Annotated in this window: 20 protein-coding genes and 1 pseudogene; 6 read left to right on the forward strand and 15 right to left on the reverse strand. The window is 68.6% G+C overall.

All coding sequences use genetic code 11. The features are described from left to right. Positions 1–24 precede the first annotated feature (24 nt). The 3 genes from ACIGII_RS15640 to ACIGII_RS15650 form a co-directional block, all read right to left on the reverse strand. Positions 25–2805, reverse strand: coding sequence for a PAS domain-containing protein (locus tag ACIGII_RS15640; protein ID WP_399639688.1), 2781 nt, complete (start codon positions 2803–2805; stop codon positions 25–27). A gap of 111 nt (positions 2806–2916) precedes the next feature. After that, positions 2917–3867 carry a cation diffusion facilitator family transporter gene (locus ACIGII_RS15645; RefSeq protein WP_399639593.1) on the reverse strand — a complete coding sequence of 317 codons (951 nt, stop codon included), beginning with the start codon at positions 3865–3867 and terminating at the stop codon, positions 2917–2919. A gap of 73 nt (positions 3868–3940) precedes the next feature. Further along, a complete protein-coding gene (locus tag ACIGII_RS15650; RefSeq protein WP_399639596.1) occupies positions 3941–4231 on the reverse strand; it encodes a hypothetical protein in 291 nt (96 codons plus the stop codon). Between the two features lie 122 nt (positions 4232–4353). Between ACIGII_RS15650 and ACIGII_RS15655 the strand changes: the two genes are divergently transcribed. Genes ACIGII_RS15655 through fghA form a run of 3 tightly spaced genes read left to right on the forward strand, consistent with a single transcriptional unit; the run spans position 4354 to position 6643 of the window. Then, positions 4354–4629, forward strand: coding sequence for a metal/formaldehyde-sensitive transcriptional repressor (locus ACIGII_RS15655; protein WP_399639691.1), 276 nt, complete (start codon positions 4354–4356; stop codon positions 4627–4629). 55 nt (positions 4630–4684) lie between these two features. Then, positions 4685–5794, forward strand: coding sequence for an S-(hydroxymethyl)glutathione dehydrogenase/class III alcohol dehydrogenase (locus ACIGII_RS15660; RefSeq protein ID WP_102945081.1), 1110 nt, complete (start codon positions 4685–4687; stop codon positions 5792–5794). A gap of 18 nt (positions 5795–5812) precedes the next feature. Then, positions 5813–6643 (forward strand): S-formylglutathione hydrolase, encoded by an 831-nt coding sequence (gene fghA, locus ACIGII_RS15665; protein ID WP_399639599.1) that lies wholly within the window; start codon positions 5813–5815, stop codon positions 6641–6643. Between the two features lie 23 nt (positions 6644–6666). Here the strand turns inward: fghA and ACIGII_RS15670 are convergent, their stop codons facing one another. The 8 genes and pseudogenes from ACIGII_RS15670 to ACIGII_RS15705 form a co-directional block, all read right to left on the reverse strand. Continuing rightward, positions 6667–7527 carry a PA4780 family RIO1-like protein kinase gene (locus ACIGII_RS15670; RefSeq protein ID WP_399639601.1) on the reverse strand — a complete coding sequence of 287 codons (861 nt, stop codon included), beginning with the start codon at positions 7525–7527 and terminating at the stop codon, positions 6667–6669. Positions 7528–7663: 136 nt separating this feature from the next. Beyond that, positions 7664–8332: pseudogene (locus tag ACIGII_RS15675) on the reverse strand (M23 family metallopeptidase); the annotation flags it as partial. A gap of 6 nt (positions 8333–8338) precedes the next feature. Continuing rightward, positions 8339–9304: a L,D-transpeptidase family protein gene (locus ACIGII_RS15680; RefSeq protein WP_399639604.1), complete on the reverse strand. Its 966-nt coding sequence runs from the start codon at positions 9302–9304 to the stop codon at positions 8339–8341. 97 nt (positions 9305–9401) lie between these two features. Continuing rightward, positions 9402–9737, reverse strand: a complete 336-nt coding sequence (locus ACIGII_RS15685) for a hypothetical protein (protein WP_399639606.1) — start codon at positions 9735–9737, stop codon at positions 9402–9404. Positions 9738–9810: 73 nt separating this feature from the next. Then, the gene (locus ACIGII_RS15690) at positions 9811–10755 is read right to left on the reverse strand and encodes a DegV family protein (protein ID WP_399639609.1); all 945 of its coding nucleotides are present in this window, start codon (positions 10753–10755) and stop codon (positions 9811–9813) included. Positions 10756–10838: 83 nt separating this feature from the next. Continuing rightward, positions 10839–11474 carry a 2-hydroxychromene-2-carboxylate isomerase gene (locus ACIGII_RS15695; RefSeq protein ID WP_399639611.1) on the reverse strand — a complete coding sequence of 212 codons (636 nt, stop codon included), beginning with the start codon at positions 11472–11474 and terminating at the stop codon, positions 10839–10841. 10 nt (positions 11475–11484) lie between these two features. Then, a complete protein-coding gene (locus ACIGII_RS15700; protein WP_399639613.1) occupies positions 11485–12750 on the reverse strand; it encodes an amidohydrolase family protein in 1266 nt (421 codons plus the stop codon). After that, the gene (locus ACIGII_RS15705) at positions 12747–14156 is read right to left on the reverse strand and encodes an amidohydrolase (RefSeq protein WP_399639616.1); all 1410 of its coding nucleotides are present in this window, start codon (positions 14154–14156) and stop codon (positions 12747–12749) included. Before ACIGII_RS15705 ends, ACIGII_RS15700 begins: the two co-directional genes overlap by 4 nt. A 183-nt stretch (positions 14157–14339) precedes the next feature. On the opposite strand from ACIGII_RS15705, the gene ACIGII_RS15710 reads away from it, so the two are divergent. Next, positions 14340–15116 carry an AMP nucleosidase gene (locus ACIGII_RS15710; RefSeq protein WP_399639617.1) on the forward strand — a complete coding sequence of 259 codons (777 nt, stop codon included), beginning with the start codon at positions 14340–14342 and terminating at the stop codon, positions 15114–15116. A gap of 53 nt (positions 15117–15169) precedes the next feature. Next, the gene (locus tag ACIGII_RS15715) at positions 15170–15709 is read left to right on the forward strand and encodes a DUF924 family protein (protein ID WP_399639619.1); all 540 of its coding nucleotides are present in this window, start codon (positions 15170–15172) and stop codon (positions 15707–15709) included. A gap of 64 nt (positions 15710–15773) precedes the next feature. On the opposite strand, the gene grxD is transcribed toward ACIGII_RS15715, so the two are convergent. Beyond that, the gene (gene grxD, locus ACIGII_RS15720) at positions 15774–16700 is read right to left on the reverse strand and encodes a Grx4 family monothiol glutaredoxin (RefSeq protein ID WP_399639621.1); all 927 of its coding nucleotides are present in this window, start codon (positions 16698–16700) and stop codon (positions 15774–15776) included. 60 nt (positions 16701–16760) lie between these two features. Here grxD and ACIGII_RS15725 point away from each other — a divergent pair, with 60 nt between their 5' ends. Then, positions 16761–17543, forward strand: coding sequence for a polysaccharide deacetylase family protein (locus ACIGII_RS15725; protein ID WP_399639623.1), 783 nt, complete (start codon positions 16761–16763; stop codon positions 17541–17543). Between the two features lie 19 nt (positions 17544–17562). Here ACIGII_RS15725 and ACIGII_RS15730 read toward each other — a convergent pair whose 3' ends face one another. The 3 genes from ACIGII_RS15730 to ACIGII_RS15740 are packed head-to-tail and all read right to left on the reverse strand — an operon-like array spanning position 17563 to position 19231. Continuing rightward, on the reverse strand, positions 17563–17913 hold the full coding sequence (locus ACIGII_RS15730) for a hypothetical protein (protein WP_399639626.1): 351 nt from the start codon (positions 17911–17913) through the stop codon (positions 17563–17565). Further along, on the reverse strand, positions 17910–18551 hold the full coding sequence (locus ACIGII_RS15735) for a methyltransferase domain-containing protein (protein ID WP_399639628.1): 642 nt from the start codon (positions 18549–18551) through the stop codon (positions 17910–17912). The genes ACIGII_RS15730 and ACIGII_RS15735 overlap by 4 nt, the downstream gene beginning before the upstream one ends. A 56-nt stretch (positions 18552–18607) precedes the next feature. Beyond that, positions 18608–19231, reverse strand: coding sequence for an SGNH/GDSL hydrolase family protein (locus ACIGII_RS15740; RefSeq protein WP_399639694.1), 624 nt, complete (start codon positions 19229–19231; stop codon positions 18608–18610). Positions 19232–19234: the final 3 nt, after the last annotated feature.

Here is a 19234-nt window from a genome sequence, read left to right on the forward strand (position 1 = left end):
CACCACGCCCTGCGCGGCACCCTCTCAGCCCAGCACCGCCCGCACCCGCGCGGCCAGCGTCTGCACGCTGAATGGCTTGCCGATCACCTGCACCCCCGGGTCGATCACCCCGTCGCGCTCGAGCGCATTGCGGCTGTAGCCGGTGGTGAACAACACCTTGAGGTCGGGCCGGCGACGCAGGGCTTCGTCGGCAAGCTGCCGGCCATTGACCTCGGGCATGACCACATCGGTGAACAGCAGCGCGATGTCCGGGTGTCCGTCCAGCAAGGCAAGTGCGGGCGCCGCGCCTTCGGCCGACAGCACGTCGTAGCCCAGCGCAGTGAGTGAGTCGACGGAGAACTGCCGCACGGCCGGTTCATCCTCGACCACCAGCACCCGTTCGCGCAGGCCGCCTGGCGCCTGCAGGTGGGGGGCGCCAGGTGCGCTGACCACCTCGCGGTCGGCGGCAAGCCGTGGCAGGTACAGCTTCACCGTCGTGCCCTCGCCAACGGCAGAACACAGTTTCACGTGTCCGGCCGACTGTTTGACGAAACCATAGACCTGCGACAGTCCCAGGCCGGTGCCTTGCCCGACCTGTTTGGTAGTGAAGAACGGATCGAACGCCTTGGCGATCACCTCCGGTGACATGCCCGAACCGTTGTCAGACACCGTCACCAGGATGTAGTCGCCGCGAGGGATGGCGGGGTGCGCTTCCAGGTTGGACGCATCGATGCTGCAGTTGGCCGTGGCAACGCTCAGTCGGCCACCACCGGGCATCGCATCGCGCGCGTTGACCGCCAGGTTGAGGATCACGTTCTCCAACTGGTTCGCATCGGCGAAGGTGAGCCACAGATCGGGCGCCAGTGCGGTTTCCAGGAGGATGTTGCCGCCCAGCGAATGCGCGAACAGGTCGGCCATGCCGGCCACCAGGCGGTTGGCATCCACCGGCACCGGCTGCAGCGGCTGCTGCCGCGAAAACGCCAGCAGCCGCTGGGTCAGCTGCGCGGCGCGGTTGGCACCGTCGATGGCCATGTCGATGTAGCGGGTGACCAGCGGGTCGCTTTCGCCCAGCCGCAGCGACAGCAGGTCCAGCGGGCCGATCACCGCCGCCAGCATGTTGTTGAAGTCGTGCGCGATGCCGCCGGTAAGCTGGCCAACCGCTTCCATCTTCTGGCTCTGGCGCAGCGCGTCCTCGACCCGGGTACGTTCGGCGACCTCTTCGGCCACGCGGCTTTCAAGCTGTTCGTTGAGTTCATGCAGTCGGGCCTCGGCGAGTTTGCGCGAGGTGACCTCGATCGCCACCCCCACCACGCGCAGACAGCGCTCGCCCTCGAAATGACCTCGGCCCTTCGCCGCCACCCAGCGCACCACGCCGTCCTCCTTGCCGATGGTGCGGTACTCCACGTCGTACAACGCGCGCTGGGCCGGATCGGCCGCGGCGCTGAAGGCCGCATGCACCGCCTCGCGGTCGGCAGGATGCAATCCGTCGTAGAAATCGCGCAGGCTGACCGGCACCTCCGGCGAAATGCCGAACATCGCCTTGGTGCGCGGCGGCCAGATCAGGACGTCATTGACCAGGTCCACGTCCCAGAAGCCCATGTCGCCGGCATCGGTGGCAAAGCGCAGGCGTTCTTCGCTTTCGGCCAGCGCCGCTTCCGCGCTCTTGCGCGCGGTCAGGTCCAGCATCGCGCCGATCATGCGCAGCGGCTCGCCGCCCGGTCCGCGCAGCACCGCGCCACGGTCCAGGACCTGGGCGTAGCTGCCGTCGGCGCGTCGGAAGCGGTATTCGCCATACCAGGCGGTGCCGTCGCCCTCGATCACCTGGTGGATGTCGTGATCAATGCGCGCGCGGTCCTCGGGGTGGATGTGGTCCAACCACCACTGCGCGTCGGATTCCATCAGGGTGTGCCCGAACAGCGTGGCCAGGGCTTCGTTCCAGATGACGTGGCCGTCATCCATGCGCCAATCCCAGATCGCGTCATTGGTGGCGCGCGCGGCCAGCCGGTAACGCTCTTCAATCTCCTGGTGGCGGGCTTCGGCGGCCTTGCGCTCGGTGATGTCCAGCGAGGTGCCGATCAGGCCGACGATGCTGCCGTCGGCGTCGCGCAGCGGCGCCTTGGTCGACAGCCAGTGGGCCCGGCGCCCATCCGGGAAGCTGATCGACTCCTCCAGCTGCTCGGCCCGGCCGCTGGCCATGATGCGTTCGTCCACGGCCATCACCGCAGCCGCCTGCGCCGGGTCATTGAGCAGTTCGGCATCGGTACGGCCAACGTACTGCTCCGGTGGCAGGCCGATCAGCTCGGTGGTGCCATGGTTGCCGATCAGCAACCGGCCCTGGCGGTCCTTGGCATACACCACGCCGGGCGCGGCCTCCACGAACGAGCGCAACAGGGACTGGGCCTGGTCGCGCTGCGCTTCGAGCTGGCGGCGGTCATCGATGTCGATCAGCACGCCCTGGAACCCTTGCGGTCGTCCGGCCGTGTCCAGGTCGACCCGGCCGATCGCCTCCAGCCAGCGGTACTGGCCCTGCGCGTTACGCGCGCGGTACTGGTGCGCGTAGCGACCGCCACGGGCCATGGCGTCGTTGATCGCCACCACCAGATCGGCATGGTCGTCCGGATGCACGCCCAGCAGTACCTGTTCCAGTCGCAGCTCGCGATGTGCGGCGCCGGGCTCCAGGCCGAAGGCATGGGTCAAGGCCTCGTCCACGGTCAGCCGGTCGTTGGGCACGTCCCAGAACCACGTCCCGACGATGGCGCCCGCCGCCAGCGCCATCTTCACGCGCTCGGTATCGCGTCGGCTGTGTCCGTCGGCAGGGTCGGTCACGTTCAAGGGGATCTCGCGGGCGATGGGCAGGCAGGGGCCGGGTAGAGTAGCCGATCGGCCGTGGAGGCCATGAACACGCCGTGGCCTGCCATGGGCGGGCAGCTGAAGCCTTCATCCCGGGTCGCCCAGGGCCGCGCGCCGCGCGCGGAATACTTCCGGGGTCTGTGGCTTCACGAACAGTGCGACCAGCTCGGGGTATTCGGCCTTGACCGCCTGTTCGATGCGGGTGATGCAGGCCTCGATCTGCGGGGTGGTGCGATCATCCTCGAATTCGGCGCTCAGCATCGCCACGACCTGGTCCGGCCCCATCTGCATGGTGGTCACGCCGTTGGCCTTGCGCAGGTCGGCATCGGTGTCGGCCACGGCCATGATCCGCCGGGCGACGCTGGGGTGGGCCGGCTCGCCGACCAGCAGGCCCTTGGTTTCGCGCGCCAGCAGGAAGGCGGTGAGGGCCAGCACGCCGGCGATGCACAGCGAGGCCACGCCATCCAGTACGGGCATGTCCAGCCACTGCGCGGCGGCCAGGCCGAGCGCGGCGAACGCCAGCCCCAGCAAGGCGGCGCTGTCTTCCAGCAGCACGGTGAAGGTGGCCGGGTCCTTGCTGCGCCGGAACGCTTCGAAATAGCCCATCGTTCCCTTGGTGGCGCGGAACTCGCGCAGCGCCACCCACCATGAGCCGCCCTCGAACAGGAACGAGATGCCCAGCACGGCGTAGCTCAACGCGTGGTTGGTGGCCGGTTCGGGGGTGCGGATGTGCTGGATGCCTTCGTAGGCCGAGACGCCCGCGCCGGCGGCGAACACCAGCAGGGCGACGATGAAGCTCCAGAAGTACAGCTCACGGCCATACCCGAACGGGTGCACGGTGTCGGGTTTCTTGTCGGCGCGGTGCAGGCCGTACAGCAGCAGCAGTTCGTTGGTGGTATCCACCAGCGAGTGCACGCCTTCGCTCAGCATGGCCGAACTGCCGGACACTCCGGCGGCGACGAACTTGGCGATGGCGATGCACAGGTTGCCGACCAGGGCGGCGTAGACAACAAGACGGGAGCCGGACGGCTTGGCCATGGTGCGGGGCACTGCAGTGGGGAGTTACGCCATCATCGGTGGAGGGCCGTGCCTGCAACGTGCAGGCAGCGGCTCAGAAGCGGATGGTGACCAGCGGGGCGCTGCGGTTGGAGGCGGTGTCGCCGAGCATGGGTGACGGCGTGGCGCTGGCATCCAGTCGCGCATGGCTGATCGCCTGGTGCGAGCCACACTGTTCGCAGCGGAACAGCGCGCCACCGGGCAGGTGGATCAGCTGGCTGGAGCCGCACGAGGAGGTCGTGCCGCAGTTGCAGTCCACGGTCAGCGACAGGATGCGCTCGACACTGCCGGAGGCGGCGTAGTTGGCTTCGAAGGAGCGGACAACGAAAGAGCGGGCGTCGGGCATCGTCGGTCCGGCTGGGGGTGGGGGTGGAAAGAGCATCCATGGAGCGCTGTGATGGCGTCGTGCAGCAGCGCCGTTCGGTCATGTATACTATCCCCCAGTATAGTTCCCTGGTCGCCGACGCCGTGCCGCACTCCCCGGAAGAAAAAAAGAAGGTCCTGGCCCGCGTGCGCCGCATCCGCGGTCAGTGCGATGCGCTGGACCGCGCGCTGGAGGCCGGCGCCGAATGCGGTCCGGTGCTGCAGCAGATCGCGGCGATCCGGGGCGCCGTCAACGGGCTGATGTCCGAAGTGATGGAAGCCCACCTGCGCGAAGCATTCGGCCAGCCGGCGCAGTCCGATGCGCAGCGTGCCGAGCGCGTGCGCGACATGAGCGCGCTGATCCGTTCCTACCTGAAGTAAGCGCGCGTCCTGCCGCGCGCTGTCCCGTCCTGTCATCTGTCCTGGAGTCCTCCCCATGAAATCCCGTGCTGCCGTTGCCTTCGCCGCTGGCGAACCGCTGAAGATCGTCGAGATCGACGTCGCCCCGCCGCAGAAGGGCGAAGTGCTGGTGCGCATCACCCACACCGGGGTCTGCCACACCGATGCCTTCACCCTGTCCGGCGACGATCCGGAAGGCCTGTTCCCGGCGGTGCTGGGCCATGAAGGCGCCGGCATCGTGGTGGAAGTGGGCGAGGGCGTGACCAGCGTGAAGCCGGGCGACCATGTCATTCCGCTGTACACGGCCGAATGCGGCGAATGCCTGTTCTGCACGAGCGGCAAGACCAACCTGTGCGTGGCCGTGCGCGCCACCCAGGGCAAGGGCGTGATGCCCGATGGCACCACCCGCTTCAGCTACAACGGCCAGCCGATCTACCACTACATGGGCTGCTCGACCTTCAGCGAGTACACCGTGGTGGCCGAAGTCTCGCTGGCGAAGATCAATCCGGAGGCCAACCCGGAACACGTGTGCCTGCTGGGCTGCGGCGTGACCACCGGCATCGGCGCGGTGCACAACACCGCCAAGGTGCAGGAAGGCGATTCGGTTGCCGTGTTCGGGCTGGGCGGCATCGGCCTGGCGGTGATCCAGGGCGCGCGCCAGGCCAAGGCCGGCCGCATCTTCGCCATCGACACCAACCCGTCCAAGTTCGAGTTGGCCAAGCAGTTCGGTGCCACCGACTGCATCAACCCCAAGGACTTCGACAAGCCGATCCAGCAGGTCATCGTTGAACAGACCACCTGGGGCGTGGATCACACCTTCGAATGCATCGGCAACGTCAATGTCATGCGTGCTGCGCTGGAATGCGCGCACCGCGGCTGGGGCCAGTCGGTGATCATCGGCGTGGCCGGGTCGGGCCAGGAGATCTCCACCCGCCCGTTCCAGCTGGTGACCGGGCGTTCCTGGAAGGGCACCGCGTTCGGCGGGGTGAAGGGGCGCAGCCAGCTGCCGGGCATGGTCGAAGATGCAATGAAGGGCGACATCGAACTGGCGCCTTTCGTTACCCACACCATGGAACTGGAGCAGATCAACGACGCCTTCGACCTCATGCACGAAGGCAAGTCGATCCGTTCGGTCGTCCACTACTGATCGCCGCGGAGCCCGCCCATGGAACGCATTGAACATCGCGCCGCCTTCGGTGGCTGGCAGGACGTGTACCAGCACCGGTCGGAGGTGCTGGGCTGCGACATGAAGGTGGCCGTGTACCTGCCGCCACAGGCCGCCACGCAGAAACTGCCGGTGCTGTACTGGTTGAGCGGGCTGACCTGCACCGAGCAGAACTTCATCACCAAGGCCGGTGCGCAGCGGTATGCGGCCGAGCACGGGGTGATCCTGGTCGCGCCGGACACCAGCCCGCGCGGCGACGACGTCGCCGATGCGGAAGGGTACGACCTGGGCAAGGGCGCGGGGTTCTACCTCAACGCCACCGAGCAGCCGTGGGCACCGCATTACCGGATGTACGACTACATCGTGGAAGAGTTGCCGGCGTTGGTGGAAGCGCACCTGCCGGCAACCGGTGCACGCAGCATCAGCGGCCACTCGATGGGCGGGCATGGCGCGCTGGTGATCGCGCTGCGCAATCCGGGCCGCTACCGCAGCGTCTCGGCGTTCTCGCCGATCGTCGCCCCGACCCGGGTGCCGTGGGGGCAGAAGGCGTTCTCGGCCTACCTGGGCGAAGACCGCGCCGGCTGGGCGCAGTGGGATGCCAGCGAACTGGTGGCCACCGCAACGGAAAAGCTGCCCTTGCTGGTCGACCAGGGCGGCGGCGACGAGTTCCTGGACAGCCAGCTGCAGCCGCAGTGGCTGCAGGCCGCGTGCACGGCGGCGGGGCACCCGTTGCAGCTGCGACTGCAGCCGGGGTATGACCACAGCTACTACTTCATCAGCAGTTTCATCGGCGAGCACATCGCGCATCACGCCAAGGCGCTGCACGCCTGATCGCGTGGCGACGCTTGCCCCCGTCAATCGTCGTCTTGTTCCGCCGCTTCTCGACCCTGCTGGCGGATCAGCGCTTCCTCGCGCGCGTCGTTGATCGCGTGGCGCACGCTGTCCAGGTCGATGGTCGATTCGTCATGCACGAAGGTGCCGGTCAGCGGACTGTCCGGCAGCAGCTCACCGGCCTCGAACAGCGCCCACATCTCCTCGCCGTACCAGGTATCCAGCAGCTCCGGCGCCGACCGCCCAAGATAGGCGGTGAGGTTGTTCACATCGCGCAGCAGCATGCTGCGCGCGGCGTTGTTGCCACCGGCGCTCACCACCTGGGGGAAATCGATCACCACCGGGCCGTCCGGCCCCACCAGGACGTTGTACGGCGACAGATCGCCGTGGATCAGCCCACAGCACAGCATCAGCACCACCTGGCGCACCAGGATCGCGTGGAACTCACGGGCCTGGTCGGGCTCCAGCTCGACCTCGCCCAGACGCGCGGCCGAGAATCCTTCCGCATCGGTCACCAGTTCCATCACCAGCACGCCATGGAAGTAGCCATGCGGTTCGGGCACGCGCACGCCAGCGTCGCGCAGCTGGTACAGCGCGTCCACCTCGGTGTTCTTCCAGGCCGTTTCCTGCTGCTTCCGCCCGTACTTGCTGGCCTTGCCCACGGCGCGGGCCTCGCGGCTGCCGCGCACCTTGCGCCCTTCCTGGTACTGCACGCGCTGCTGGAAGCTGCGCTGGGCCATGTCCTTGTAGACCTTGGCGCAGCGCACATCGTCGCCGCTGCGCACGACATACACGGCCGCTTCCTTGCCGCTCTTGAGCGGGCGCAGCACCTCATCGATGACGCCGTCTTCGATCAGCGCCTGCAGGCTTTCGGGGGTCTTCACGTAGTCTCGGTCAGGAGGGCGGCGCCAGTGCGCCAGCCGGAAAGGGAGGGCCGGCGATTCTCGCACCTTCGCGGCGGCCGGGCCAATTGCCCGGCCCATCCCGGTTCAGCCACCCCGGGGCGGGCGCGTCTCGGGGCAGGGCCTGCTCGCCGCGCAGGACCGGGTAGGGGTTCAGCGACTCGCCCTTCCACCACTGCTTTTCCGGGCCCAGCCGGTGGATCTCGAAGTGCAGGTGCGGTGCGTCCGGGCTGGCGTTGCCGGTGTGGCCGACATAGCCGATCACCTCGCCCCGCTTGACCGCCTTCTTCTCGGCCAGCCCATCGGCGTAGCGCTGCAGGTGGGCATAGTAGTAACAGTACGTGCCGCCGGGTTCGAACTGGTACACGGTCAGCCCGCCGCGCTCGCTGTCGAACAGTTTTTCCACGGTGCCATCGGCCACCGCCAGTACCGGCGTGCCTTCAGGCGCGAGGATATCGATGGCATCGTGCACCCGCCCCTCGCTGCGCGCGTCGGTAAACGTATCCTGCAGCTGCGCGGCCGTGATCCCCTGCACCGGCAACAACAGCCCCGAGGCACCCCCGGTAGCGTCAGGCCCTGCCTGGCGGCTCTGCGCGGGCGCAACGACCTCCAGCGCCTGGCTGCCCTGCGCAGGCAGAACGACCTCCCGCGTAGCGCCAGGCCGTGCCTGGCTGCTCTCCGCGACCGGTTGGCCCCCGGCCGACGCCGAAACACCACTCTCCGACGCCAGCAACCACCAGCCGGCCACGCCCACCACCACGCCCAACGCCAGCAGTCGCATCACCATGGTTGCTTACTCCTGCATCACCACCGGCACCGACGCATCCACCGCGTCGGCCACCTGCAGCGCGTCCCAGTTGGTCATCCGCACGCAGCCGTGCGATTCGGTCTTGCCCACATGGCCCGGCTCGGGCGTGCCGTGCAGGCCGTAATGCGGCTTGGAGATGTCGATCCAGACCGGTCCGACCGGGTTGTTGGGGCCCGGCGGCAGCGTGGCCTTGCGGTCGCCCGCCTTGGCGTCCCAGAACAGCTTCGGGTTGTAGTGGAACGGCGGATTGCGCGAGACCCCCAGGATCTTCCACTTGCCGATCGGCAGCGGATCGTGCTGGCTGCCCGACGACACCGGCACCTGCGCGTACACCTTGCCCGCTGCATCGTACAGCCGCAGCGTGGAGTCGGACTTGTCGATCACCAGCTTGGCCGCCTTGGGCAGGGCGGCTGGTGCAATGTTCGGCACCTGGATCTTGCCGCCGGCCTTGCCTAGATCCACGCCGGGATTCAGCGCCTGCAACAGTTTGGGATCGGCATGAAAGCGCTCGCCGAGCGCCTCACCCACCGACGTGAAGCCCATCGCCGACAGCTTGGCCTGATCTGCGGGCTTCTTCGGAATGGGCTGGAACGGGCCGGCAACGTCCTCGGCAGTGAGCGTGTAACTCGCCAGTGGCGGCGCGCTGTCCGGCTGCAGGGCCTGCCACGTGGCATCGTCCAGCTCACCGGTGACCTTCAGGCCGCGTGCAGCCTGGAAACCGGCCACCGCACGCTTCTGGTTGGAACCGGGCAGCCCATCGATCTGGCCCGGCGAAAAGTGCGCGCGGTCCAGCAGTACCTGCGCATGCAGGTCCGAGCGCGGGCCGGTGGCCACGACGCCGTCCTCAGCGATGGGGGCGGGCAGCGAGGCCGGGGCCTGCGCCAGCGCAGGGGCGGCAGCGGCCAGGGCAAGGGCGAGCAGGGAAGCAGTGGCAGGCAGGCGCAGCGGCATCGGGTACTCCAGGGCGGATTCACGCCCACGATGCCGGAGCGCGCTGCACGGGCCCCGTGAAATCCCTGACGGGAAGCTGACCGTCAGGGCGCGGCGTTCATTGCACGTCGCGCAGTTCCCAATGATTGCCGGCGAGCAGGCGCATCCGCTGCTTGAACACGTCGCTGTCGATCGTGGTCGAGACGAGGAGGTTGATCCGCAGGTCTTTCTGCTCGCCGGTCACGGAGGCACCGGGATCGGTGGCCCCCCACTGCAGCTCCACCGCATCAGGATCAGGCTGTTTGGCGCGCCAGCGCTCGAACAACGTGGTGCTGCGCAGGGCATCCTGCAGTTCTTCGGCGAAGCCGCCGGCGCTCTGCGAATGGAAGGACAGGTCGGAATCGTTGCCGCGGGCCTTGGCCGGATCCGGCAGGCTGATGCTGTACTGGGTCATGGTGGTCTCCATCGAGTGCGGCAAGGTTCGCAGACGCCGGGTGCAATCGGCGTGCACGAACCGGCCGGATCACTCAGGCGGTAAACGTGTGCGGGCCGTCGGCGAAACCGATGGTCACCGCGCCCTTGCCGACATTGACCATGCCGGTCAGGCTCATCACCGACTCGTACACGTCCACCCCGTGCGCCTTGCAGGTTTCGCGCAGGCTGGCGTAGCCGGGCAGCGCCTGCAGGTCGGCCAGTTCGCCGCCGTAGCTCACGCACACGGTCGGGGTCAGCAACCCGGCCCGGACGCGCTGGCCCACGAAGTCGAACAGCTTCTGCACCGCGTTGTCGAAGCCCTTGATCTTCGCCACCGGACCGGTGGTGCCGCGGTAACCGTGCAGCACCGGCTTGATGTCCAGCGCACTGCCCAGCGCGGCGCTGATCAGGCCCACGCTGCGGTCGCCCTTGTGGCGTGCGCGGGCGCGCATGTAGTACAGGTCGCGGGTGACCATGTAGCCGTGCACGTTGAGCGCCAGTTCTTCCAGCCGCTCGCGGATCTGCTGCACGCCGGCGCCGCTGTCGCGCAGCCGTACCGCTTCCACCGCGGTCACGCCCTGGGCGGCAAACAGGTTCTGCGTATCCAGCACGCGCAGCGCGAAGGGCGAGTTGTGGCCGGCCGCCTGGCGCACCGGCTTGTAGTCGTTGAGGATCGCGAAGCTGGCCTGCATCGCGTTCTCGTGGATCGGGCTGCGGGTCTTGGTGATCGTCATGCAGAACACATGGTCGTAGTCGATCACCAGCTTGCCCAGGAACAGATCGCGGATCTGCGCCACGCTGAAGGGAATGGTTTCGGCCTCGGCGCCGTGTTCGGCGACGTGGGCGTGCAGGAAGCTCAAGGTGGCCTGTTCGTCGCGGTGGTCGGCCAGCACGGCCTCGCCAATCCGGACGGTGATGGGCAGCAGCACGATGTTGTGCTGCTGGATGAAGTCCTGCGGTAGATCACAGGCAGAGTCGACCACGATTCCGATGCGCATCCTGTTTGCCCCCTCCAGGCAGGGTGTGTGTTCGAAAATGTGAAAGCTATCCCAAAACGCGCCGACTTACCTGACCACGCCGGTCAGCTTGGCCGGCTGCGCTCCACCGCTACCGGCAGGGCCAGCACCCGTTCCCACTCTGGCTGCCGCAACAGGCCCGGGTCGGCCAGCACCGCCGCCATCAGCGCATGGCTGTCGTTGCCCCAGAACAGCTCGCCGCCGATGGACAGGGTGGGTACCCCGAACACCCCGGCCGCGATGGCGGCCTCGGTGTTCTGGCGCAGCTGCTCCTTCACCGACGGCGCTGCCACCGCCGCGGCAACGTCGGCCACATCGAGCATCGCACCGGGCAGCGCCAGCGCCGCAGGGGTGTCGCCGGCGCGGCCGTCGCGCCAGATCCAGTTGAACAGGATGTCCACCGCCGCCGGGGTGGCGTCCGCCGCCAGGCACAGGCGCAGCGCCGCCAGCGGGTTGAACGGGTGGCCGGGCGGGAAGCGCAGCGGCGTGGCCTGCTGCTGCGCCTGCCACAGCACCTGCCGGTAGGTGAAGCGGCGCTTGGCCGGGATCTCGGCCGGGCCCAGGTTGCCCATGTGGTGCAGCACTGCGCCCAAGGCGATCGGCACCGGGGTGATCCGGTCGAACTGCGGCAGCGTTTTCAGCTGTTGCCAGTGCAGGTAGGCGAACGGCGAGACGAAATCGAAGTACCAGCGCAGGCTCATGGAAGGGTCCTCAGTGCGAATATGCGCGCGGTTCGCTGCCGGCCGGGGCGGCGTAGCGGTCGCGCAGCTCGGTCTGGCGCGAACGCATCGGCACCGCGCGCCCGCCCAGCCAGACCTGCTCGGCGTAGTGGCCCACGTCCAGCGGATCGCCTTCCCACAGCACCAGGTCGGCCAGCTTGCCCGGTTCGATGCTGCCCAGCCGGTCGCCCACGCCCAGCGCCTGTGCCGGCACCCGGGTCAGCCCGGCCAGGCCATCCTGCCAGGGCAGGCCGTTGGCCACCGCATTGCCGGCCAGCTGGCGCATCTTGCGTGCGTTGTGCGACGGGTCGTCGCGCTGGGTGAAGCTGACCGCCACGCCGGCGGCATGCAGGCGCGCGGCATTCTCCAGGGTGGCCCCCAGCTGGTCGAAGCTGGCCGGCAGGTTGCCCAATGCATCGACGAACACCGGTACCCCGGCCTGTGCCAGCAGCGGCGCGACCCGCCACGCTTCAGCCCCGCCGGCAACGGCCACCTTCAGCTTTTCCCGGGTGGCCCAGCGCACCAGCTGACGGATGTCGGCGGCGCGGTCCACCTCCACCACCAGCCGGCCCTGGCCGGCCAGGTAGCGCGCCAGCGTGGCGCGCCCGGCCGGGGTCAGCAGGGCGTGCGGCGAGTCGACCGGTACCCGGCCGCGCGCTTCGCTCACCATCTGCTCCAGCAGCATCCACTGCGCCGCGCGCGAGTTGCCGGTGAGTTCGGCTGCAGCCGAACCCAGCCGCAGGTAGAGCGACAACGGGCCGATCGGATCGGCGCTGCCATCCAGCCGCATCACCCCGCCCTGGCCGGCGACGAACCCGCCGCCGCTGTTGGCGCCCAGCGCGGTGAAGCCGATCCCGTCCAGCCGCGCCACCGGGATCAGCACCGACGCCGGGTTGTAGGCCAGGGTGACGTCGAACTCCGGGCGCAGCGGCTGGTCGTCCAGCTTCAGCGTGCTGTCCACCGTGGTCGCCTCACCGGAGACCTCCTCGATGCCGATGTCGGTGATCCCGCCGAACAAGGCCGGGGTCAACGGCCTGCCGTTGGCCTCGACCACCGTCGCCCCCACCGGCGCGGCCAGTCCGGGGCCGACCGCACGGATCACGCCGCCCTGCACCAGCACGTCGGCGTGCTCCAGGCTGCCGCGCGCGCTGGCGGTGTGCACCGTGGCATTGCGCACCAGCAGGTCCTGCGCCCAGCTGGCCGGTGAAGCCGCCAGCAGTGCCAGCACCAGCAGGGACATCCGCGAACGCGCGCTCATGGGCGTGCCTCCTGGCCGAGCATGAAGTCCGACAGCGGCTGCCTGCGTGCGTCCTGCCGGTCGTAGACCTGATGGCCGTCGATATAGACCTTCTCGGCCAGCGCGTAGGAACTGAAGGGACTGCCGTTCCAGACCACCACGTCGCCCATCTTGCCGACCTCGAGGCTGCCGGTCTGCTGTTCGATGCCCATCGACCGGGCCGGGTTGAGCGTCAGCCAGCCGATCGCCCGCTCGGGCGCGATCTGCATGCCGGCACGGCGCGCGTTGGCGATCACCTTGGCCGCTTCCTGGTTGAGCCGCTGGATGCCCTCGGGCGAATCGGAGTGCACGATCGCGCAGCTGTTGGCCGGGCGGTCGACCAGTGCGATGTTTTCGGGGATGCCGTCGAAGGCCTCCATCTTGAAGCCCCACCAGTCGGCCCAGAGCGCGCCGCAGACGCCCTCGGCGGCCAGCCGGTCGGCCAGCTTGTAGGCCTCGGCGCCGTGATGGAACGCGGCGACCTTGAAGCCGAATTCCTTGGCCAGGTCCAGCATGGTGGCCATTTCATCGGCGCGGTAGCAGTGGATGTGCACGCGGATGTCGCCGTCGATCACCCCGGCCAGCGTGTCCAGTTTCAGGTCGCGCTTGCCGCCGCTGTCGCCGGCGCTGTCGCCCTTGTCGCTGCCACCGAACCAGCGCTTCTTCCTGACCTTCTTCGGCGCGTTCTTGGCCAGGTACTCGCTGGCATCGATGAACGCAGCGCGGTAGCCGGCCACGCTGCCCATGCGGGTCTGCGGGGCCACGCCCTTGCCGGTGCCGTACACGCGCTTGGGGTTCTCGCCGCAGGCCATCTTCATGCCCCATGGCGCACCGGGGAATTTCATCGCCTGGTAGGTAGTGGCCGGAATGTTCTTCAAGGTCACCCCACGGCCGCCGACCAGGTTGGCCGAGCCGGGCAGGATCTGCAGCGAGGTCACGCCGCCGGCCAGCGCGGCGGCAAAGCCCGGGTCCTGCGGCCACACCGAATGTTCGGCCCAGACGTTGGCGGTGACCGGTGCGGTCATTTCATTGCCGTCGGCATGCGCGCCCACGCTGGGGCTGGGGTACACGCCCAGGTGCGAGTGCACATCGATGATGCCCGGAGTGACCCATTTACCACTGCCATCCACCTGGACCGCATCGGCCGGTGCCTGCAGCGCGGTGCCCAGCGCCGCTATGCGACCCTCGCGCAGCAGCAGGTCGGTGCGCTCCAGGCGGGCCCCGGTGCCGGTCAGCACGGTGGCATTGCGGATCAGCACCGGGGCCGAGGCAATCGGCGCGTAGGTGCTGGGGTAGGGATCCTGGGTGAAGCGCGATGCTGCCGGTGCCGAAGGCGCAGCCAGGGTGAACAGCGCCAGGCCCAGCCCGGCGGTCAATCGTGTACGCATGTGGTCCCCGATGCGGCGTGAAATACTCCCGCGACGCTAACGGCTGCGCCCGGCCTTGCCAAGTGACCAAACGCACGGTGCGGCCCCGCCCCGCTTGCTTATCCATCCAAGCGCATGAAAATAGGGCGGCGCCGACCGGTAGAGCCGACTGTTGTTCGGCTGCTCTTGGCAACGGAACCAAAAATGAAAAGCAAACAGGAAATCGTTGAAAACTGGCTGCCGCGTTACACCGGCGTGCCGCTGGACCAGTTCGGTCCGCACGTGCTGCTGACCAACTTCGGCGGCTATCTGCACCTGTTTTCGCACCTCACCGGGGCACCGGTGCAGGGGTTGGACCGGCCGATGGCCAGCGTCACCAGCGACGGCATCACCCTGATCAACTTCGGCATGGGCAGCCCCAACGCGGCCATCGTCATGGACCTGCTCTCGGCGGTGATGCCCAAGGCGGTGCTGTTCCTGGGCAAGTGCGGCGGACTCAAGCGCAAGAACCAGCTGGGCGACCTGATCCTGCCGATCGCGGCGATCCGCGGCGAGGGAACCTCCAGCGACTACCTGCCGCCGGAAGTGCCGGCGCTGCCGGCCTTCGCCCTGCAGCGCGCGGTGTCCACCACCATCCGCGACCTCGGCCACGACTACTGGACCGGCACCGTCTACACCACCAACCGGCGGGTCTGGGAGCACGACGAGGCATTCAAGGAGCGGTTGCGGCTGATGCGTTGCATGGCCATCGACATGGAAACGGCCACCCTGTTCGCGGCCGGCTTTGCCAACCACATCCCGATCGGGGCGCTGCTGCTGGTGTCCGATCAGCCGATGGTTCCCGATGGGGTCAAGACCGAGGCCTCCGACGCCAAGGTCAGCTCCCAGTTCGTCGAAAACCATATCCAGATCGGTATCGAGGCGCTTAAGCTTATACGGCGCAACGGCAAGTCGGTCCGCCACCTGCGCTTTGACGAGTGATGGCATTGGCTTGGGTGGGCGCCTGGACGGCGCGCCGCCCGCAGGGGTAATGAATGGACGTGGCGGCAAACGTAGTGGAATTCTGGCGCGACGCGGGACCGCAGAAGTGGTTCACGCGCGATGACGCGTTCGATGCGCGTTTCCACGAGGCATTCCTCGACGAACACTTCGCCGCTGCACGGCGCGCGCGCGAGCATTGGCTGGAGAGCGCCGATGGCGCGCTGGCGTTGATGATCCTGCTCGACCAGTTTCCCCGCAACTGCTTCCGCGACACCGCCCATTCCTACGCCACCGACGGGCTGGCGCGCCACTACGCCATGCGCGCGGTGGAAGAGGGCCTGGACCTGCAGCTGGTCCCCAAGCTGCGCGCGTTCATCTACCTGCCGTTCGAGCATTCCGAAGACCCGCAGGACCAGGAGCGCTCGGTGGCGATGTTCGATGTGCTGGGCGACAAGGAATACCTGCAGTACGCCGAACTGCACCGTGACATCATCCGCCGCTTCGGACGCTTCCCGCACCGCAACGCGGTACTGGGCCGCATGCCGACGCCGGAGGAACTGGATTACCTCGCCGAGGGTGGCTTCGCGGGGTAGACAAAAAACGCCGGCATTGCCGGCGTTTTTCTTGAAGCGTGACACGCGTCGGTGTTGCGCGTGATCAATACTTCGGCACGCTGTTGTCCACCGCGTCCGACCAGGCATCGATGCCGCCGGTGATGTTGTAGACCTTGCTGAAACCCAGTGCGCGGAACTGCTCGGCCGCCTGCGCGCTGCGGCCACCGTGGTGGCACAGGAACGCCAGCGGGGTGTCCTTGGGCAGGGCTTCCAGGCGGGCGCGGTTGTCGCCGTCGAAGGTTTCGAACGGGGCGTTGATCGCAGCAATCGCACGCTCGTCCGCCGGGCGCACGTCCACGATGGTCACGGTGCCGGCGCGGCGCTGGTCGTCAGCGTCGCGAACAGCCAGTTCCTGCACGGCCTTTGGCGCGTTCGGGTTGTCGATGGCCAGGCCCTTGCCGCGGATGTCGTCCACCCAGTCGATGGTGATGCCCTCGGCGCGGCGCGCGCTGGCCAGGTCGAACTGCACGCGCAGGCCGTTGGATTCAGCGGCAATGGCGTTGTCGTCGTGCGGGGCCAGCTGGAAGTTCGGCTGGAACTGCGCGTCGATGCCCAGCTGCAGCGCGGCGCCGGGGGCGTCGGCCAGCGCACCGCGCAGCATCTCCACCGCGGCCGGGGTCACCGTGATGCGCGGCGGGGTGCGGTCCGGCGCGGCCAGGCCCAGCACGCTGCTCAGCTCACCACTGCCGGCCATCTGCAGGATGATGTCGCTGCCGCCGACCAGCTCGCCGTCGATGTACAGCTGCGGGATGGTCGGCCAGTCACCGTAGGCCTTGATGCCCTCGCGGATCTCCGGGTCGGCCAGCACGTTGACGTGGGCGAACTCCACGCCCAGGTCCTGCAGCGCGCCCACGGCCTTGGCCGAGAACCCGCACTGCGGCATGGTCGGCTGGCCCTTCATGAACAGCACGACACGGTCGGCGGTGAGGATGGATTCGATGCGCGAACGCAGGGCGGGATCAAGGGACATGATGGTCAGGGTCCGGGGGTATTCGAGCCGTCCATTCTACGCGGCATGGCATCATGGGGCATGACCGTTCCAGAAACGTTGCATCGCATTCCCCGCCGCCCGTGGCGCTGGCTGCCCTGGCTGGCGCTCTCCCAGCTGGCCGTTGCGCTGGTCTGGTGGCAGTTGGGCTGGTCCGTCGGCCTGCCACTGATGGTGGCCTCGCACGCCCTGTTCCTGGTGCCGGTGTTCCTGCCCAACAGCCGCTTCTACGCGCCGGTACTGAGCCGGCTGCCGGACCCGGCCGGACAGGTCTGGCTGACCCTCGACGACGGTCCCTCGGCCGAAACCCCCGCGGTGCTGGACCTGCTTGACCGCTACCAGGCCAGGGCCACGTTCTTCATGGTCGGCGAGCGCGCCGCCGCCCGTCCCGACCTCGTGCGGCAGGTGCTGGCGCGCGGCCACGACCTGGGCAACCACAGCAACACCCACCCGCAGACCCGCTTCTGGCGGCTGGGCCCGTCGACCATGGCCGACGAGATCGCCCGTTGCCAGCAGGCCCTGGCCGACATCGCCGGCACCCCGCCACGCTGGTACCGCTCGGTAGTGGGCATGACCAACCCGTTCGTCGCCCCGGCGCTGAAGCGCTGGAACCTGACCCGGGTCGGCTGGAGCGCGCGCGGTTTCGACGGTGTGAACTGCCAGCCGCAGCAGGTCATCGACCGCATCGTGGCGGATCTGCGCCCGGGCGCGATCATCCTGCTGCACGAAGGCGCCGCCCACGGCCACAACCTCGCGATCATCGAAGCCGTGCTCCAGGCCATCCAGGCGCGCGGCCTGCAGGCGGCCTTGCCGCACACCCCGTAGCGCCACGCCCTGCGTGGCGCTACCGCCGGTCTGCCGCTACCGGGTGGGCGTGCTCCCACTGCTGGTGCACCCAGCTGCCCAGCGACGCCTGCGCCCACAGCAACGTGATCGACAGCCCCAGCGCCAGCACCCCGGTGACCCGTCTGCGCTGGTGCTGCAACGCGCTGCCGATGCCCAACAGCAGGCCCACCACCGTGACCCCCAGGCACACGAACAGCATCACCAGCACCGCCACCGGCGCTTCGTGCATGCCCGCATAGCGCGGCAGGTGGGCGACATGCGCGGTCACCGCGAACAGCACCAGCGCCATCAGGCTTACCACCAGTGCCGCGATGCCGAGCGCGGAATGGCGCGGGCGCGGAACGCTCACGCCCGCTCCCCACGCACCGCGGTCACCAGCCAGTTGTTGAACGGCGTATTGCCGTACAGCGGTGCCATCGCCAGCTGCAGCCCGGCCGCTTCCAGCGGTGCGCGTACGCTCGCCGCGTCGGGGTAATGGCGCGGGCGCGTGCCCATCCATCCCACCAGATGCGCCAGCATGTCGGTAACGCGGGTCGTGCGGTCGCGGCCGCTGTTGTCGGCCAGCGTGGTGCGGATCACCAGCCGGCCGCCGGGCGCCACCCGCGCGGCGGCATCACGCAGCAGCACCGGCTGGGCCTCGGCCGGCAGGTACTGCAGCACGTCCAGCAGCGCCACGCTGCCGTGGTGGTCGGGCAGGGCGGCGCTGGCGTCCACACACGCAAAGCGCGCATCCGCCAGCGCTGCCCGCGCCCCGGCGCGCTGTGCACGCGCGATCTTGTCCGGGTCGATATCCACGCCGACATACGCCTGGTGGCGCTGGTTCTGCCGCAGCACGTGCGCCAGCAGCCCCAGCCCGCAGCCGATATCCAGCAGCGGCCGCGAGCACGGTGCCAGCGCGCCCAGCACGCCCGGGTACAGCGGATCGCTGCCGAGCTTTCCCCGGCTGTAGTAGTAATCGCGGCGGTTGCCGAAGCGCCGCGCCGGCATGAACGCATCGGCGATGCGGCGGGCCTGTTCCCTGGCCAGTGGTGATGCGTCCGTGCTCAGCGTGTGGCCTCGTCATCCAGGAGGGTACGCGCGACCGGGAAGGCCAGACGCGTCCATTCGGTATACATCGCCGCCGAAGGATGCAGGCCGTCCCCGGCCAGCATCGCCGGTTCCGCGCCACGCGCGCGGCTGACCGCGGTGATGTCCACGAACGCCACCGCGTGTTCGGCGCAGATCGCCTGCGCGGCCGCGTTGTAGGCATCCAGCTCGCGCGCGATCCGTGCCGGGTCGCGGCCGTTGTCGCGTGCGAACGGGGTCACGCCCCAATCGGGAATCGACAGCACAAGGACCCGCTGCGGACGCTTGCCGGCGAATGCGATCGCGCGCTCCAGCAGGGCGGTGAAGCGCGGACGGTACTCCTCCACGCTGCGCCCGCGGTACTGGTCGTTGACGCCGATCAGCAGGCTGACCAGATCGAACGGGCCCTGCGGCGCGACCGCATCAATGCCGGCGTCCAGCTCATCAGTCGTCCAGCCGGTGGTGGCGATGATCTGGGGTGCGCCCACCACCACGGTGGCCTCCTGCAGGGCCGTGGCCAGCTGTTCCGGCCAGCGCCCGGCAGGGTCCACTGCTTCACCGATGGTGTAGGAGTCGCCCAGCGCCAGGTAACGCAGCGCCACCAC

The sequence above is a fragment of the Stenotrophomonas sp. NPDC077420 genome (assembly GCF_044543385.1).
Lineage (GTDB): Bacteria > Pseudomonadota > Gammaproteobacteria > Xanthomonadales > Xanthomonadaceae > Stenotrophomonas.

What these genes read in the sequence shown, in the direction of transcription:
- ACIGII_RS15645 (WP_399639593.1), bottom strand. Translation starts at nt 3,867, where the DNA reads ATGGCCAAGCCGTCCGGCTCCCGTCTTGTTGTCTACGCCGCCCTGGTC.
- ACIGII_RS15650 (WP_399639596.1), bottom strand. Translation starts at nt 4,231, where the DNA reads ATGCCCGACGCCCGCTCTTTCGTTGTCCGCTCCTTCGAAGCCAACTAC.
- ACIGII_RS15660 (WP_102945081.1), top strand. Translation starts at nt 4,685, where the DNA reads ATGAAATCCCGTGCTGCCGTTGCCTTCGCCGCTGGCGAACCGCTGAAG.
- fghA (WP_399639599.1), top strand. Translation starts at nt 5,813, where the DNA reads ATGGAACGCATTGAACATCGCGCCGCCTTCGGTGGCTGGCAGGACGTG.
- ACIGII_RS15680 (WP_399639604.1), bottom strand. Translation starts at nt 9,304, where the DNA reads ATGCCGCTGCGCCTGCCTGCCACTGCTTCCCTGCTCGCCCTTGCCCTG.
- ACIGII_RS15685 (WP_399639606.1), bottom strand. Translation starts at nt 9,737, where the DNA reads ATGACCCAGTACAGCATCAGCCTGCCGGATCCGGCCAAGGCCCGCGGC.
- ACIGII_RS15690 (WP_399639609.1), bottom strand. Translation starts at nt 10,755, where the DNA reads ATGCGCATCGGAATCGTGGTCGACTCTGCCTGTGATCTACCGCAGGAC.
- ACIGII_RS15695 (WP_399639611.1), bottom strand. Translation starts at nt 11,474, where the DNA reads ATGAGCCTGCGCTGGTACTTCGATTTCGTCTCGCCGTTCGCCTACCTG.
- ACIGII_RS15700 (WP_399639613.1), bottom strand. Translation starts at nt 12,750, where the DNA reads ATGAGCGCGCGTTCGCGGATGTCCCTGCTGGTGCTGGCACTGCTGGCG.
- ACIGII_RS15705 (WP_399639616.1), bottom strand. Translation starts at nt 14,156, where the DNA reads ATGCGTACACGATTGACCGCCGGGCTGGGCCTGGCGCTGTTCACCCTG.
- ACIGII_RS15710 (WP_399639617.1), top strand. Translation starts at nt 14,340, where the DNA reads ATGAAAAGCAAACAGGAAATCGTTGAAAACTGGCTGCCGCGTTACACC.
- ACIGII_RS15715 (WP_399639619.1), top strand. Translation starts at nt 15,170, where the DNA reads ATGGACGTGGCGGCAAACGTAGTGGAATTCTGGCGCGACGCGGGACCG.
- grxD (WP_399639621.1), bottom strand. Translation starts at nt 16,700, where the DNA reads ATGTCCCTTGATCCCGCCCTGCGTTCGCGCATCGAATCCATCCTCACC.
- ACIGII_RS15725 (WP_399639623.1), top strand. Translation starts at nt 16,761, where the DNA reads ATGACCGTTCCAGAAACGTTGCATCGCATTCCCCGCCGCCCGTGGCGC.
- ACIGII_RS15735 (WP_399639628.1), bottom strand. Translation starts at nt 18,551, where the DNA reads ATGCCGGCGCGGCGCTTCGGCAACCGCCGCGATTACTACTACAGCCGG.